General features: G+C 71.2%; 15 protein-coding genes. 8 read left to right on the forward strand and 7 right to left on the reverse strand.

What is annotated here, in order from left to right; all coding sequences use genetic code 11:
* Positions 1–518 precede the first annotated feature (518 nt).
* Together ACFWU3_RS35555 and ACFWU3_RS35560 are read left to right on the forward strand one after the other, a co-directional pair.
* Positions 519–1,331, forward strand: coding sequence for a histone protein (locus ACFWU3_RS35555; RefSeq protein WP_384445625.1), 813 nt, complete (start codon positions 519–521; stop codon positions 1,329–1,331).
* 6 nt (positions 1,332–1,337) lie between these two features.
* Positions 1,338–2,345 (forward strand): SRPBCC family protein, encoded by a 1,008-nt coding sequence (locus ACFWU3_RS35560; protein ID WP_384445627.1) that lies wholly within the window; start codon positions 1,338–1,340, stop codon positions 2,343–2,345.
* 96 nt (positions 2,346–2,441) lie between these two features.
* Here ACFWU3_RS35560 and ACFWU3_RS35565 read toward each other — a convergent pair whose 3' ends face one another.
* The 5 genes from ACFWU3_RS35565 to ACFWU3_RS35585 form a co-directional block, all read right to left on the reverse strand.
* Entirely contained in the window at positions 2,442–2,927 is a 486-nt protein-coding gene (locus ACFWU3_RS35565) for an Asp23/Gls24 family envelope stress response protein (RefSeq protein WP_384445629.1), read from the reverse strand.
* Positions 2,928–3,027: 100 nt separating this feature from the next.
* Positions 3,028–3,306 carry a hypothetical protein gene (locus tag ACFWU3_RS35570; protein WP_384445630.1) on the reverse strand — a complete coding sequence of 93 codons (279 nt, stop codon included), beginning with the start codon at positions 3,304–3,306 and terminating at the stop codon, positions 3,028–3,030.
* A 38-nt stretch (positions 3,307–3,344) separates the two neighbouring features.
* Positions 3,345–3,764 carry an Asp23/Gls24 family envelope stress response protein gene (locus ACFWU3_RS35575; protein WP_384445632.1) on the reverse strand — a complete coding sequence of 140 codons (420 nt, stop codon included), beginning with the start codon at positions 3,762–3,764 and terminating at the stop codon, positions 3,345–3,347.
* Between the two features lie 32 nt (positions 3,765–3,796).
* The gene (locus tag ACFWU3_RS35580; protein ID WP_384445634.1) at positions 3,797–4,384 is read right to left on the reverse strand and encodes an Asp23/Gls24 family envelope stress response protein; all 588 of its coding nucleotides are present in this window, start codon (positions 4,382–4,384) and stop codon (positions 3,797–3,799) included.
* Positions 4,375–4,959 (reverse strand): RNA polymerase sigma factor, encoded by a 585-nt coding sequence (locus tag ACFWU3_RS35585; RefSeq protein WP_384445636.1) that lies wholly within the window; start codon positions 4,957–4,959, stop codon positions 4,375–4,377. Before ACFWU3_RS35585 ends, ACFWU3_RS35580 begins: the two co-directional genes overlap by 10 nt.
* A 300-nt stretch (positions 4,960–5,259) precedes the next feature.
* Between ACFWU3_RS35585 and ACFWU3_RS35590 the strand changes: the two genes are divergently transcribed.
* Together ACFWU3_RS35590 and ACFWU3_RS35595 are read left to right on the forward strand one after the other, a co-directional pair.
* The gene (locus ACFWU3_RS35590; protein WP_384445638.1) at positions 5,260–5,538 is read left to right on the forward strand and encodes a hypothetical protein; all 279 of its coding nucleotides are present in this window, start codon (positions 5,260–5,262) and stop codon (positions 5,536–5,538) included.
* 422 nt (positions 5,539–5,960) lie between these two features.
* Positions 5,961–7,757 (forward strand): serine/threonine-protein kinase, encoded by a 1,797-nt coding sequence (locus ACFWU3_RS35595; RefSeq protein ID WP_384445640.1) that lies wholly within the window; start codon positions 5,961–5,963, stop codon positions 7,755–7,757.
* 153 nt (positions 7,758–7,910) lie between these two features.
* Here ACFWU3_RS35595 and ACFWU3_RS35600 read toward each other — a convergent pair whose 3' ends face one another.
* Positions 7,911–8,105, reverse strand: a complete 195-nt coding sequence (locus tag ACFWU3_RS35600) for a DUF6381 family protein (protein ID WP_327685677.1) — start codon at positions 8,103–8,105, stop codon at positions 7,911–7,913.
* Between the two features lie 154 nt (positions 8,106–8,259).
* Positions 8,260–9,837 (reverse strand): amidohydrolase, encoded by a 1,578-nt coding sequence (locus ACFWU3_RS35605; RefSeq protein ID WP_384445642.1) that lies wholly within the window; start codon positions 9,835–9,837, stop codon positions 8,260–8,262.
* Positions 9,838–9,918: 81 nt separating this feature from the next.
* Between ACFWU3_RS35605 and ACFWU3_RS35610 the strand changes: the two genes are divergently transcribed.
* The 4 genes from ACFWU3_RS35610 (at position 9,919) to ACFWU3_RS35625 (ending at position 15,448) form a co-directional block, all read left to right on the forward strand.
* Complete coding sequence (locus ACFWU3_RS35610) at positions 9,919–10,542, forward strand: hypothetical protein (RefSeq protein ID WP_384445643.1); 624 nt, start codon at positions 9,919–9,921, stop codon at positions 10,540–10,542.
* A 148-nt stretch (positions 10,543–10,690) separates the two neighbouring features.
* The gene (locus tag ACFWU3_RS35615; RefSeq protein WP_384445645.1) at positions 10,691–12,385 is read left to right on the forward strand and encodes an ABC transporter ATP-binding protein; all 1,695 of its coding nucleotides are present in this window, start codon (positions 10,691–10,693) and stop codon (positions 12,383–12,385) included.
* Positions 12,382–14,325 (forward strand): ABC transporter ATP-binding protein, encoded by a 1,944-nt coding sequence (locus ACFWU3_RS35620; protein ID WP_384445647.1) that lies wholly within the window; start codon positions 12,382–12,384, stop codon positions 14,323–14,325. The genes ACFWU3_RS35615 and ACFWU3_RS35620 overlap by 4 nt, the downstream gene beginning before the upstream one ends.
* Before the next feature lie 58 nt (positions 14,326–14,383).
* Positions 14,384–15,448, forward strand: a complete 1,065-nt coding sequence (locus ACFWU3_RS35625) for an iron-siderophore ABC transporter substrate-binding protein (RefSeq protein ID WP_384445649.1) — start codon at positions 14,384–14,386, stop codon at positions 15,446–15,448.
* The last annotated feature ends 92 nt before the right edge of the window (positions 15,449–15,540 follow it).

Here is a 15,540-nt window from a genome sequence, read left to right on the forward strand (position 1 = left end):
AACCTGCGCAAGGCGCAGGTCATCGTCCGCCGCCACTGCCAGGAGCTGGGAGTGAACTACCTGGAAACCAGCCTGATCACGTCCTACCGGCAGGCTCTCGCCAGCCTCCACCGTGCGGGAGCCCCCATCAGGCAGCCTGCACCCGCGTAGTTCGGGCACCGAGGCGACGGGCGCGCGGTCCTCGTTCCGCGCGCCGACGGAGCCCTCCGCCGGTGGCAGCGAGTGACGGCACCGAATGGTGTGTGACCGGGGGTGGGGGTGCGGGAGTTCCTCGGGATGCGGTTGTCGCGTTTGGGTACAGACTGGAAAACGTGGGGCTGACAAGAATGCCGGCGGCCCCGGTGCGATGTGCCTGCTCCGTTGACTGGCACCCGGGTCGCACGATGTGAGGGCCGATGAGTCGCCTTCCCGCGCTGCCCTTTTCGACAGACGGCAGTTGATGTGCCCGGGCGGCGGAATGCCCCGCATCCGGCGGCAATCCGCACCGTGCGAAAGCGCCGATGGAAGGTGATGGATCCATGGACAACCAGACCAAGGTGGCTCTGGCGGCGGCTGTCGCGGGCGGATACGTGCTGGGCCGGACGAAGAAGGGCAAGCTCGCGCTGACGGTGGCGACGTATCTGGCGGGCAGACGATTCGGGCTGGAACCCCGTCAGTTGGCGGCCGAGGCTGTGAGTCGTCTGGGTCAGCTGCCACAGGTCGCCGAGCTTCAGGAGCAATTCAAGGGCGATGTCCTGGAGGCAGGGCGGAAGGCGGTCGCGGCCGTCGCCGATCGCGGTATGAGTTCGCTCGCCGACACTCTCCAGAGCCGCACGAGCGCCCTCGGTGACAAGGCGCCGCTGCCGAAGGAGGACGAGGAGGACGGAGAGCCCGAGGACGAGGAGTGGGACGAGGACGAGGAGCCGGAGGACGAGCTCGAAGAGGAACCGGACGAGGACGAAGAGCCGGACGAAGACGAAGAGCCGGACGAGGACGAAGAGCCGGACGAAGACGAAGAGCCGGACGAGGACGAAGAGCCGGACGAGGACGAAGAGGAACCTGACGAGGACGAGGAGCCGCCTCGCCGTGCGAAGAAGTCGGCTCCGGCCAGGAAGGCCCCAGCCAAGAAGGCCCCGGCCAAGAAGACGGCGGCCAAGAAGACGGCGGCCAAGAAGTCGGCCCCGGCCAAGAAGTCGGCTCCGGCCAAGAAATCCCCGGCCAAGAAGACGGCAGCCAAAAAGACAGCGGCCAAGAAGGCAGCGCCGGCCAAGAAGGCTCCGGCCAAGAAAGCCGCGGCGAAGAAATCCGCCCCGGCCAAGAAGTCATCCTCGCGGTCCGGGCGTCGGAGGTAGGCAGTCATGACAGGAAAGGAAGACGCGCGGTCGGGGACGGAGCAGTCAGGTATGGACCGGCTGCGTGAGGAGCTGTCGGGGTACGCCAATGCTCAGATGGGACGCCTTGCGGACAAGGCGGGCGACAAGCTCAAGGACGTCACGGGGCAGCTGACCGACGTGGCCGAGAACGGCGGGTCATTGCCTGCCATCGGCGCAAGGGTTCTCGGGGGCGAGTCTCCTCTCAAGGCATTCGTGTCCGGGAAGGCGAAGGGCGTCATGGACAAGGTCAAAGGAGCGTTCGGCGGCGGCAAGGGCAAGGGCAAGTCCAGCGGCAAGTCCATGAACATCATCGAAGTGCTCGATGTCGGAGTGCCCCTGCGCACGGCCTACGACTTCTGGACCCAGTACGACCAGTTCGGCAGCTTCACGAAGGGTGTCCAGAGCGTTTCGGCGGGTGATGAGGTGGAGAGCGACTGGAAGGTCAAGATCGCTCTGTCCAACCGCAGCTTCAAGTCGAAGGTTCAGGAGCAGATACCCGACGACCGCATCGCGTGGACGTCCGAGGGCGCCAAGGGGAGCACCAAAGGCGTGGTCAGCTTCCATGAGCTCGCGCCCGCGCTGACGCGGATCGTCCTGGTCGTGGAGTACTACCCGTCGGGCTTCTTCGAGAAGACGGGCAATCTGTGGCGGGCCCAAGGACGCCGTATGCGCCTGGACTTCAAGCACTTCCAGCGTTATGTGTCCCTCACCGACGACGAGCCCGAGGGGTGGCGCGGTGAGATCAGGGACGGCGAAGTGGTCGTGTCCCATGAGGACGCCGTGGCGGAGGAAGAAGAGGCCGAAGGCGGGGAGGACGAGTACGACGAGGACGCCGAGTACGACGAGGAAGCCGAAGACGACGAGGCCGAGGACGAGGAAGGCGACGAGGCCGAGGACGAGGAAGGCGACGAGGACGAGGAGCCGGAGGGCGACGAGGAGTACGACGACGAGGCGGAGGAATGGGAGGACGAGGAGGACGCCGGCGCTCGGTAGAAGGCCGACTCGCCGACGTCCGCTCGCAGTTGCTGCCCGCGCGCCCCACCGAGTGTCCCGGTCGGGCGCGCCTCTGCTGCTTCAACCGACGGCGCTCTACTCGACGCGATCGGTGCGTTCCTGGTCGCCGTCGTCCCCGTCGTCCCCGGGGACGTGGACGTCGTTGATCTTGATGTTGACCTCGACGACCTCCAGTCCGGTCATCTGCTCGACCGTGTCCACGACGTTGTTGCGGACCGCGCGGGACAGGTCGGGTATGGACGCGCCGTAATCGATGAGGATCTGAAGGTCCACGGCTGCCTGCTTCTGGCCGACCTCGACGGACACGCCCTGTCCGGCGCTGGCCGAGGCCCCGGGGATCCGTCCCTTCATCGCGCCGTACGCCCGTGACGCACCGCCGCCCAGTGCGTACACACCCGGTACCTCGCGAGTCGCGAGGCCGGCGATCTTCTGGACGACGACGTCGGCGATGGTGGTGGATCCCAGACTCTGCTCGGAGTTCTGGCCCCGGGAAACCGTCGTGGGGCCGGTGCTCTTGTCGGTGTCACCGGCGGCGAACGTGGAGTGATCGGCAATCTTCATGACGCCCTCCTCGGGCTCCAGACGTACGAGGCGTTTCGCGCTCGTCGTACTGGTAGGACCCGGGCCGGGGCGGAATGTCACGGTGCATCCGGCATCGGTCTCACCGTTCCAGGCGGGGACGGGTGAGGGCGGTGGCGTCGATGTCCGTGACGACCAGGCGCAGCCGGGCGTCCTTCCACCTGGTTCCCTCCAGCACCGCGTGCAGGGCCGTCCCGGCCCGGCTCAGGGCCGTGGGAAGGGGCAGGACGAGGGCGACGAGACGGATCTCGACGACGTCGTCGCCGATGGCAACCGCCGACGCGTCGAGGTTCCACGGCACACGTGAGCCGATGGGGGTGGTGGAGGGCGTGGCGGGACGCAGGCCCGGAAGCCCGGCCACGACAGCCAGGAGGGCACGTGTCAGGTCCGTTCGAGGTGTCACCTCGTACCGGCCCCGTACGGCGCGATGTCGGTGATCGAGACCCCGACGGAGCGCGGGGTCAGCCCCGTTGCATCGGCGACCGCACGCGTGACCTCGCGCTGAACCGCCTGCGCCACGGCCGCCGCCTGGTCCTGCGCCGAGGTGACGAGGTCGACGGAGATGAACAGGACCGGTGGTTCGGCCGCCCTGTCCACCCGTACGCGGACGCCCTCGGTCGGGGCGGGCGCGAGGCCGTTGATCTTCTGCCGGGCCGAGCGGGCCACCTGCGAGGCGATGCCGGTGAGGCCGGGTTCGAGCCTCACCACACCGGCGACGCCGCCCGCGGCATGAGCGGCGACCGCGGCGATCACCGGCTCGGCCAGCACCCACTGGGTGCGCGGAGCTCCGGTCCTGTCGTGGGGGAGAGGGGTTCCCATCGCGAGCACCTGTCCTTGTGCGTCAGCCGGCCTCAGAGACCGGGAGCCTCGTCCCGGTGGCGGGGTGGGTCGTAGAGGTCCTCCACCGTCAGATCCACGTGCACGAGCGACACTCCGACGCGGGCCGAGGCGGCGGCCCGTACGCGCTCACGCACGTCCTCGACGGCGTCCGAGTGGAAGCCGCGGTAGCCGACGGCGATGGTGAGGTGGACCCGCACCGCGCCATCCGTCTCGGTGGCGGTGATCCGGCAGTGCCGGGCGCGGACACCCTCGACGGAATCGGCGGCGGACCGCAACACGGCGGCTACCGCCTGTTCGCTGACCCGCACCTCGCCGGGCTCAGTGCTGGGCAGCCGCAGCATGCGGTGCCGACTCCGCTCAGCCCGGACCGCGGACATGATGCGGGCGGTGAACCCGGACGGCGGCTGGATCTCCTCCGCGACGAGCTCGCCCGTCACCTCCCGCAGCACCGCCAGACTCTCCCGCGCGGCAGCGCAGTACTCGCAACCGGGGTCGTGGCCGTCCGACCCGTCGCCGCCCCTCGGCGAGGGCCGTTCCCACACCGTCTCGATGTCGCGGCCGCACGGGAGTGCGGAGCCCTGCGCGTCGTTCATCTCCATGGAGCCATCACCTCCGCCAGGTGGGCGCGGGCGCGTGCGATGCGTCCGCGTACCGCGGTCCGGGTCGTGCCCGTCGCTCGCGCGATCTCGTCGTAGGAGCGCCCGTGCACCTCCCGCAGCAGCCAGCAGGCCCGCTGCTCCGCGGTCAGTTGCTGAAGGGCGCCGGAGAGCGCGACCAGCTGCTCACCGACCTGTGCCGACCGTTCCGGGGATCCGCCGGCATCGGCCGACGCGCGAGCGTCCAGGTCCGTCACGGCCATGGGCCTGCGTGCCCGGATGATGTTCAGGCACCGGTTGGTCGTCATCCGGTACAGCCAGCCCACGAACGCGGCAGTCTCCCGCAGCCGGCCCAGTCGCCGCCAGGCGGTCAGGAAGACCTCCTGCACGACATCCTCGGCGTCGCCACGACTGGCGAGCATGCGCAGCGCCAGGCGGTACATGGGGCCCTGATAGCGAAGCACGAGCACCTCGAAGGCCCGTACGTCGCCGTCACGGGCGCGCACGACCAGAGTGGCATCGTCCAGATCCGCCTCGTGCGCGCCGGGCACGAGGGGCTGGGAGCCGATATCGGCCATCGATGTCACCTGCAACACCTTCCTGCACCGTCGCCCCCGCGTGCCGGGCACTGGAGAAGACACGACGGCGGCGCTTTCGTCACGGCACTTCACGTCGCGCCGCGCGTCCGTCTGCGCGCAGGTGTCGTCGTGCCGACCGGTGACGACGTCCCTTCTACGGTAGGACCGCCCGGCCCGCCGAGCCACCGCCACGGGTGGACGGGCCGATGGCCCGCCTCGCCGTGCTGGGGGAAACCCCTCCAGCTCAGGACGGAGGCCTGCCACAGGCCGGTGACCATCCCCGCTCCTGGCGTGGAGGGCATGACATCCACACGCGAGGGATCGGCACCGGCGTGCTCCTCTTCTCGCAGTACGCACCGGCGTGCTCCTCCTCTCGCAGTACATCGAGACGACGTACGCCACGAGGCTTCCGGCGGCGGACTCGTCCGGCTCGGGCGCCTGCGTCTCGACCGGGTCGCGAACGTCGCCGAGTTCACGGACGCCCTGGCCCGCGTGGTCGCGGGCGGCACGGCACCGGACCCCGAGGCGGTCACCCAACCGGCGGGCGCGGGCAGCCGGCCGCGGGAACTCGCTCCCTGACGGACCGTGAACTGGCCCTGCTCCGCCTGATGGCCGAGGACAGAACCACGCCGGCATCGCCCGGACACTCGCGGTCCCGGCCGGAATCGGAGAAACATGTGGCCAGCATCTTCGGGAAGTTGGGCCCGCCGCCCTCGGAGGACGACAACCGGCCGGTACCGGTGGTGCTGCGCCTTCTGCGTGCGTGAGCGGGGTTCGTGAGCGGGGCGGCCCGATCGGGAGCGGTCGGGCACGTGGCGCCCAGGCCGGGCACCGACGGTCTGCCCGGCGAAGGGCCCCCGGGCAGACCGTCGGTGCCGATCGCGGCCCGGGGCGAGCGCGGTCCACGCCACGCGTACGTCGGGCGCCCGAGGGCGGGGGCGCCGCCTTCCCTTGGGTAGGGTGCCGTGCGACAGCGGCGTTTTGTGTAGGGGGCATGCGTGATGAGTGGTCAGCAGCACGACCGGGGGAAGGCCGAGGTCTTCCAGCCACTCTCGGGAGACGACCCGGCGACCATCGCCGGATACCGGCTGACCGCGAAACTCGGTGCCGGAGGCATGGGCAAGGTCTACCTGTCGTACACGCCCGGCGGACGGCCGGTGGCCATCAAGGTGATCCGTCCGGAGTTCGGCGAGGACCCTGAGTTCCGCCGCCGTTTCGCGCAGGAGGTGAAGTCCGCGCAGCGTGTGCAGGGTCTGTTCACCGCTCCCGTGATCGACGCGGACACCAACGGGCCGCAGCCCTGGCTGGCGACGGCGTACGTCCCGGGTCCCTCGCTCGCCGACGCGGTCGCCCGGCACGGGGCGCTCCCGGTCGAGGCGGTGCTGCTGCTCGTCGCGGGCATCGCCGAGGCCCTGCACGTCATCCACGGCGCCGGCATCGTGCACCGCGACCTCAAGCCGTCCAACGTGCTGCTCGCGGCCGACGGACCGCGCGTCATCGACTTCGGCATCGCCTACGCGGCCGACGCCACGTCGCTCACCGGCAGTGGCGTCACCATCGGCACACCGTCGTTCATGGCCCCCGAACAGGCCGCGGGGCAGCGGGTCACGGCAGCGACCGACATCTTCGCGCTCGGCCAGGTCGCCGCGTACGCGGCGACGGGTAGCCCGGCCTTCGGTGAGGGCACCTCGCACGGTGTGCTGTACCGGATCGTCCATGAGGAGCCGGATCTCAGCGAAGTGCCCGACCGGTTGAGGGAACTCGTCACGCGCTGCCTGGCCAAGGACCCCGCGGCCAGGCCGTCGATCGCCGACATCATCGGACTCTGCCAGTCGGCGAACGCGGAGACGGTACTGCGGCGGCCCGAGGACTGGCTCCCGGCGGCAGTCAGCGCCGACATCACCGGACGTGCGGCGGCGCTGGCCCCGGCCCAGACACCTCCGCCGCCCTCCACCACCCCCTCGGCGGCGTACTCGCCCACCACCCCGGTGACGCACGGCACCCCGCCCCCTGGCTACGGGCCGCCCGGCGCGCACGGCCCCTCCCCGCAGTACCCGGCTCCGCAGCACCACCAGCCCTCCCATCCCGCCCCTTCACACGCGCACGCCTATGCCCCGACCCACGTCCCGACGCACCCCAACCCGCGCCCGTACCCGGCCCCGTACGTCGATCCCCATGCCCGGCGCGCCACCGGCGGTGGCGGCAGACGCGCGGCGCTCATCGCGCTGGCGGCCCTGCTGGTCTTCGGTATCGGGGGCGGGACGGCGTACCTGGCGATGAAGGACGACGGGAAGTCGCAGGGCAGCGGTTCGTCCGAGGGCGGTTCGTCCTCGGACACCGGAAAGGGCACCGGCGACAAGGAGGAGTCCGCCCCCGGACCGGACCCGGCGCCGGCCCCGCCGAAGCCCGTCGACTACCCGGGCATCAACCTCACGGCCGGCTTCCATCTGACGCTGAGCGACGACGACGTCCGGCCGAAGGAGGGCGAGGACGGCGGGTACGAGCTCTCCTACGACACGGGCGGATACCTCGACGCGGAGAGCAGCGAGGGCAACCTGGTCCTGCTCGACCCGGGCCAGCAGGGGTCCCTCGAAACGTGCCGCAAGGACACGCGGTTCACCAAGAACGTCTATGTGGACAAGCTGTCGAAGGGACGGCAGGTCTGCATCACGACCGGTACGGGTCATCTGGGGCTGCTGACGGTGAAGGGCTTCTCGGCCGAGGATTCACCGAGCAAGTACCTGACCCTGGATCTGACGGTGTGGCGGAACGCGGCGAGCGGGTCCTCGGGCAGCTGAGGACGCGGCTGAAGACGCGGACGGGGGCCGGCGGGTTTCCCGCGGCCCCCGTCCGGAGCGGGCTCGTCGACGGCTCGTCCTCCTGAGCGGGCCGGTCGACCGGCCGTGATCGTGAGCGGCCTGTTGTGCGGCCTCTCGTTCCGAGCGCGACCGTCAGTGCTTGGGGTGGAAGTCCCCGGGCGGGGCCTCGCCCTGCTGCCGGCTGGTGCGGCGGCGCAGCTCAGTGGCCTTCTCCCGCAGGCGTCGGCGCACATGGGGGTCGGAGGACTGTTCCGCGGCCTGTTCCATCTTCTGCGCCTGCTGCTTCATGTCCTCGGCGGAGCCGTGTGACGGCTTTTCCGGGCTCATGGTCACTCCTTCGTGACGGAGATGCGGTCCCCCCATCAGCGAATCAGTGCCCAGGAGCGGGCGCACGTCGAACGGCTACCCCCTGTCACATCCGGCGGGCGCCCGGTGAGTGCGGTGTGCCCGGGTGGCCCTGCCCACTGCTCCGCCGGTGACATCAGGCCGTGGGGCCGTCCGGCGACCGGTTCCCCTCCAGCCAGGTCCCGATCACCGCGATGTCCCCGATCTTCGAGACGGGCACCCGCCGCGGATCGTCCTCCAGGACCACGAGGTCGGCGCGTTTGCCGGCGGTGATGCTGCCCGCGCTGTCCTCCCAGTGGCAGGCGTACGCGCCGTTCGAGGTGTAGGCCCGCAGCGCCTCGTCGACACCGATGCTCTCGTCCGGGCCGACCGGCCGGCCCGACTCGGATGCTCGCTCCACCATGAACTGGATGGCACGCAGGGGCGCGCCGTCGGCGACGGGACGGTCCGAACTCCCCACCAGGCGAACGCCGTTGTCGAGGAAGCCCCGGCCCCGGTAGAGCCACGGCGCCCGCTCGCCGCCCATGATCTCCGCGTAGTCGTCGCCGAAGTACCGCAGGAAGCTGGGCTGGACGACGGCGGTGGCCCCCACGGCGGCGAAGCGGGCCAGCTGGTCCGGGCGGACGAGGCCGGCGTGTTCGACGCGGTGCCGGGCCTGCGGGCGGTGGTGAAGGCGCTGGGCCTTCTCGAGGGCGCCCAGGGCGACATCGACCGCGCGGTCCCCGATGGCGTGCACGGCGAGCTGCCAGCCTGCGAGGTGGCCCTGGACGATGGTGTCCTCGAGCTGCTCGGCGGGCATCTGGAGCTGACCCGCCGACTGCGTACCGTGATAGGGCTCGGTGAGCGCGGCGGTGCGGGCCATCATGCCGCCGTCGGTGAAGACCTTGAGGGCGCCGAGCGACAGGTGCCCGTCCCCGAAGCCGGTGCGCAGACCGAGGCCGAAGGCGCGCGACGTCAAGTCCTCCCGCGCGGCCTCGACGGGCTTCAGGGCGTCCGCGGCCACCATGAGCTGGAGCCGGATCGGCAATCGCCCTTTCTCGTGGGCGAGTTGGTAGGCGGCGGCTTCGACGGGGCTGTGGGCGAACAGTTCGCTGCCGATGCCGGCCTCGGCACACGCCGTCACTCCCTCGCTCCGGCACGTCCACGCGGCGGTCTCGATCGCGTCGACGAGTTCGGCCAGGGAATGGGGCGGCCGCAGTCGCAGGGCCGCGCCCATGGCCTCCTCGGCCAGGAAACCGTTCGTGTGCGGCACACTCGCCGGAAGCAGGTCCAGGATCGCGGTGTTGACCAGGCACGCGTGTCCGGAGATGTGCCCGAGGCACACCTTGCGCCCCTGGCTCACGGCGTCCAGTTCCGCGGCGCCCAGGGGGCGGTCGAGGGTGCGTTGGTCGTAGCCTCCCAGGTCGACCCAGCTGCCGGGCGGTGCGTCGGCGACGGCCCGTGCGACGACCGCGAGGATGTCGTCGACGCGGGTGCTGGGGGCGATGTCGGGTGTCCGCGCCTTCAGTCCGGTCCAGGCGAGGTGCACATGGCTGTCGATGAAGCCCGGGAGCACCGTCGCCCCGTCGAGGTCCACCACCCGCCGGGCGGGAAGTGCGGCCACCTCCTCGTCCAGGCCCACGATGCGTCCCCGCCAGATGCCGATCTCTCGTGCGGCGGGGCGTGCCGGGTCCATCGTGATGACACGTGCGTTGGTCAACCTGGTGCAGAGCACAAGCTGATCCTTTCCTGTGAACGGGTCGTCATCCCACTCCGGAATATGCTTAGGTGAGGCTAACCTAAGAAGGTGTTGCGAGTGGAAGAGCGACGAGTCGACCCCGCGAACCGGCTGGAGTCGTGGGCCGATGGTGTGGTGGCGGACCTCGACGCACAAGAGGACGTCGACAGGGCCCTGCTCCACGCGCTGGGCGCGAGACCGAGTCTGCGCGAGGAGACCGCCGCGCGGATGGCCGACGCCGTACGGGCTGCCGCTCTCGGGCTGGGTCCGCCGGGGTGTGCGGTGGCGGCCGGTGTCTCCGAACGGCTGCTGGCCGCCTGGCAGGAGCACGACCCGACGTTCGCGGCCGCGATGGCTGCCGCGACGACGATGGCCCGGGCCCGCGGATCGGTCCCGGGTGCGACGCCCCTCACCCCGACCGCGCTGCGGGTCCTGTTGACGGCCATGCGCGGCGGCGCTCTGCACGGCCCGGCCGCCGCACTCGTCGGGATGTCGGGGCGCGCGTTCTACCGGCTGCGCAGGGAGCGTCCGGAGGTCGGTGCGCTGGTGGCCGCCGCCCGGCGGGCGAGGCCGAAGAAGGCCGACCGGCGCAAGGGGCCGAAGTACGAGCAGCGGTACCGGCTGGTGCGGATCGGCGACCCCGACGGTGCGGGGCGTACGGCTCAAGTGCCCCCGGGATCGGCGCACTCGGGCCCGGCCTGAGGCCGGTCGCCCACGCTGTCGCGCCGCTGGATCACGCTACCGCCTCGATCGCGACGAGGGGTGGCTCATCAGGTCGTAGTTAGTCTAGCCTTACCTAAGTTCTCGTGCTCGGTCCATGGGCACTGCCAAGCAGGTCCGGAGGAGTGCGGTGGGGGCAACAGACCTGTCGGGGCGGGATGTTCTGCGGAGCTCTGTCACAGGGCAGCGCCGCGACGTGGCTCTCGGCTCGCTGCTCGGCGCGGGGCACCAGGCCGGGGAGGCCCTGGTCCCCGTGCTCATCGGTGTCGTGATCGACCGGGGCGTCGCCAGGAGTGACACCGGAGGGCTGCTGCTGGGCCTCGCGGCACTGGCCGTCGTCTACGTCGGGCTCTCGTTCAGCTTCCGATTCGGCGCGCGCGCCGGTGAACGGGCGGCGGAGACCGCGGCCCACCGCCTCAGGACCCGGCTCGTCGGCCGGATCCTGGCCCCGGAGGGCGGCGCGGACAGCGGACGGCTCCCCGGAGAGCTGACGAACATCGCGACCGAGGACGCCAAGCGGGTCGGCGCCGTCAACATGGCAGTGATCGTCGCCGTCGCGGCACTGACCGGACTCCTCGTCAGCGCGGTGGTCCTGGTACGCATCTCGGTCCTGCTCGGACTCGTGGTGCTCCTCGGCACGCCCCTGCTGCTGTGGCTCGGTCACCTGCTGAGCAAACCGCTGGAGCGCCGGAGCGAGGCCGAACAGGAACGAGCGGCACAGGCGTCCGGTATCGCCGCGGACCTGGTGGCCGGGCTGCGGGTGCTCAAGGGCATCGGCGCCGAATCCGCCGCCGTCGCGCGCTACCGGCAGACCAGCAGCGAGTCCCTGTCCGCCACTCTCCGGGCCGCACGGGCGCGCGCATGGCAGAACGGCATCGTGCTCGCGCTCACCGGTGTGTTCATCGCCCTCGTCGCCCTCGTCGGCGGACGCCTCGCGACGCAGGGGGACATCAGCCTCGGCGAACTGGTCTCGGCGGTCGGCCTCGCGCTGTTCCTGCTCGGACCGCTCTCGGAATTCTCCTGGATCAACTCCGAGCTGGCGCAGGGCCGTGCCTCCGCCACGCGCATCGCCGGAGTGCTCGGCGCGGACAGCGCGGTGCTCCCCGGCGTGGACCGACTGCCGCAGCCCGTCCGCGGCGCGGTCCGCCTGCGCGGTGTCTCGTACGGCACGCTCCAGGACCTCGATCTCGACATCGCACCCGGCGACATCGTCGGCGTGGTCGCCACCGACCCCGCCGACGCGACCGCGCTGTTGCTCTGCCTGGCCCGGCGCTCCGACCCCGACAGCGGCTCGGTCGAACTGGACGGCGTACCGCTGACCACCCTCGACCCCGCGGACGTCCGGACCGCGATCCTCGTCGCGGAACACGACGCGGACCTCTTCGAAGGCACGCTCACCGGCAACGTCCGTGCCGCGGCGCCGCCCGAGCGGGACATCGGTCCGGCGCTCGCCGCGTCGGGCGCCGACGAGGTCGCCGGGACGCTGCCCCAGGGCGGCGACACGATCGTGACCGAACGCGGGCGCTCGCTGTCCGGCGGACAGCGCCAACGTGTCGCGCTCGCCCGCGCCCTGGCCGCCGACACACCCGTCCTGGTGGTGCACGACCCGGCGACGGCGGTCGACGCGGTCACCGAGGCCAGGATCGCGGCCGGTCTCCGGGACATCCGCCGCGATCGCACCACCGTCCTGGTGACCACGAGTCCGGCGCTGTTGTCCGTGACCGACCGGGTCGTCCTCATCGAGGACGGCCGGGTGGCGGGCTGCGCCGCCCACGCCGAACTCGTCCGTGACCGCATCTCCTACCGTTCGGCAGTCCTCTCATGACACAACGGCAGACCGGCCCGCAGGCCGACGGGCAGGCCTCCACATCGCCCGGGGCGAAGACGGAAAGCGGGCAGGCCCGCACGTCGCCCGAGGCGGACACGCGAGACGCGCAGACCTCCAGGCTCACCGACGCGAACCCGAAGCGACAGACCGTGCAGGAGAACGCCGGCAGCGGCGAGTCCGTCCGGCAGCTTCTGCCGACGGCGACCGCGGCACGGACCCGCGCCGCTGTCGGCGAACTCGTGCGCCCCCACCGGCTCCTCGCGCTGTGCGGATTCGTCGTCATGGTCGGCGCGACCGCCGTCGGACTGCTGATCCAGCCGCTGCTCGGGCGCGTCGTCGACCTGGCGGCGGACCACCGGCCGCCGGACGCCATCACCACGATCGTGGTGCTGCTCGCCGCCGTCGCGGTCGTCCAGGGCCTCACCACCGGCCTTGGCCTCTCGCTGATCTCCCGGCTCGGTGAAACCGTCCTGGCCCGACTGCGCGAGCGGTTCGTCGAACGGGCTCTCGGTCTGCCCCTGGAGCAGGTGGAGAAGGCGGGCTCCGGCGACCTGACCGTACGGGTCACCGCCGATGTGTCCCTGATCGCCGACGCCGTGCGCAACGCCCTGCCGGAGCTGGCCCGTTCACTGCTCGCGATCGTCCTGACCCTCGGCGCGCTCGCGGTGCTCGACTGGAGATTCCTGGTCGCCGCGCTGCTCGCCGTCCCCGTCCAGGTGTACACGGCACGCTGGTACGTCCGCAGGGCCGTACCGCTCTACGCGGAGCAGCGCATCGCCACCGGCGCCCAGCAGCAACAACTGCTCGACACCATCGGCGGCAGCACGACCGTGAAGGCGTTCCGGCTGGAGGCGGAGCACAGCGAACGCGCTGCCGGGCGCTCGTGGTCCGTCGTCCGGCTCACCATGCGCGGCGTCCAGCTCGTGCTGGGCTTCTACAGCCGTCTGCACGTGGGCGAGTACATCGGGCTCGCCGCCGTCCTCGTCACCGGCTTCTGGCTGGTGCGCGACGGATCCGCGTCCCTCGGCACGGCGACCGCCGCCGCGCTGTACTTCCACAGCCTCTTCACCCCCATCAACTCCGCACTCGTCCTCATCGACGACGCCCTGTCGGCCGCCGCGGGCCTCGCCCGGCTCGTCGGCGTGGCCGATCAGCCGCTCCCCGAGCAGCCCGCGCGCCCCGCGACCCCGCGCGACGCGTCCATCACCGTCACCGGCCTCTGCCATGCGTACGAGACGGGGCATCCCGTGCTGCACGATGTCGACCTGACGCTGCGGCCCGGGGAGCGCGTCGCCCTCGTCGGGGCGAGCGGGGCGGGCAAGACCACCCTGGCCAAGATCATCGCGGGTGTGCACCGGCCCTCGGCCGGCACCGTGCGGCTCGGCGGCGCCGCGCTCCACGAACTCGGCCCGGCCGTCACCCGCCGTACCGTCGCCCTGATCACTCAGGAGACCCACGTCTTCGCCGGGACGCTCAGCGACGACCTCCGGCTGGCCAAGCCCGGGGCGAGCGACGGCGAACTGCGCAGCGCACTGGACCGGGTCGACGCACTGGGCTGGGCCGAAGCGCTTCCCGACGGACTCGCCACGGTGGTGGGCGAGGGCGGGCACCGGCTGAGCAGCGCACAGACACAGGCGCTCGCCCTCGCCCGGCTGATCCTCGCGGATCCGCCCGTCGCGATCCTCGACGAGGCGACCGCCGAGGCAGGCAGCACCGGAGCCCGCGCCCTGGAGAAGGCCGTCGCGCGCGCTGTCGACGGTCGTACGGCTCTGATCGTGGCGCACCGTCTCACCCAGGCGGCGACCGCCGATCGCATCGTCGTCATGGACGGCGGACGCATCGTCGAGACCGGCACCCACGAGGAACTCCGCCGTACACAAGGACGCTACGCCGCCCTGTGGGAGGCGTGGTCGGACAGCCGCGACCGCGGCGTCTGAGGAAACACAGCCCCCCACACCCTCACCGCTCCACAGGAACCCGAACCGAAGGACACCGATGGCCCGCTCCCTCAGAGCTCCCCGGCTCGCCGCCGCGCTCGCCTCCGTTCTGCTGCTCTTCGGAACCGCCACCGCCTGCGGGGGCGACTCCGACTCGGACACGTCCACGTCGACCGGCAAGGACGCGTCGGCCGACAAGGCCTTCCCCGTGACGATCCCGCACAAGTACGGGAAGACCACGATCACGTCCGAGCCCCAGCGGATCGTCACGGTCGGACTCACCGACCAGGACGCCCTGCTGGCGCTGGGCAAGGTGCCGGTCGGCACCACCGAGTGGCTGGGCGGCTACAAGGGCGCCATCGGCCCCTGGGCCACGGACAAGCTGGCCGGAGCCGCCGCGCCGACGGTGCTGAAGGACACCGGCACCGGCCCGCAGGTGGAGAAGATCGCGGCCCTGAAGCCCGACCTGATCCTCGCCCTGTACGGCGGCCTCACCAAGGAGCAGTACACGTCCCTGTCGAAGTTCGCCCCGGTCGTCGCGCAGCCGAAGGAGTACAACGACTTCGGCATCCCGTGGCAGGAACTGACGAAGCGGGTCGGCACCGCGGTCGGCAAGCCTGCCGAGGCCACGAAGGCCGTCGCCGACGTCGAGGCGAAGTTGGCCGCGGCCGCGGCGCAGCACCCCGAGTTCAAGGGCGCCACCGGTGTGATGGCGACGCCGTACGAGGGCACGTTCGTCTTCGGCAGCCAGGACGCGCGCTCGCGCCTGCTCACCAATCTCGGGCTGACGCTGCCGACCGGCCTGGACAAGGCGATCGGCGACAAGTTCGGCGCGAACATCAGCAAGGAGCGCATGGACCTGCTGGACCAGAAGGCCGTCGTGTGGATCGTCGGCGACGTCGCCAAGGACACCGCGAAGCTCCACAAGGACGCCTCGTACGGCGACCTGAACGTGGTGAAGGAGGGCCGTGAGGTCTACATTCCGGAGACCAGCGACTACGGCAACGCGACGTCCTTCGTCTCCGTCCTGAGCCTGCCCTACGTCATGGACCGCCTGGTCCCGCAGCTGGCGGCCGCGGTCGACGGCAAGCCCGCCACCAAGGTGGAGCAGCCCGCTTCCTGACCACACGTCCGACCGGTCCGTAGGTGAAGGAGCCGGGGCGCGCGATAAAACGCCCCCCCGCACCCGTCTTGTCTCACCAGATTGAACCCCCC

The organism is Streptomyces sp. NPDC058685 (assembly GCF_042714725.1).
Taxonomy (GTDB): domain Bacteria; phylum Actinomycetota; class Actinomycetes; order Streptomycetales; family Streptomycetaceae; genus Streptomyces.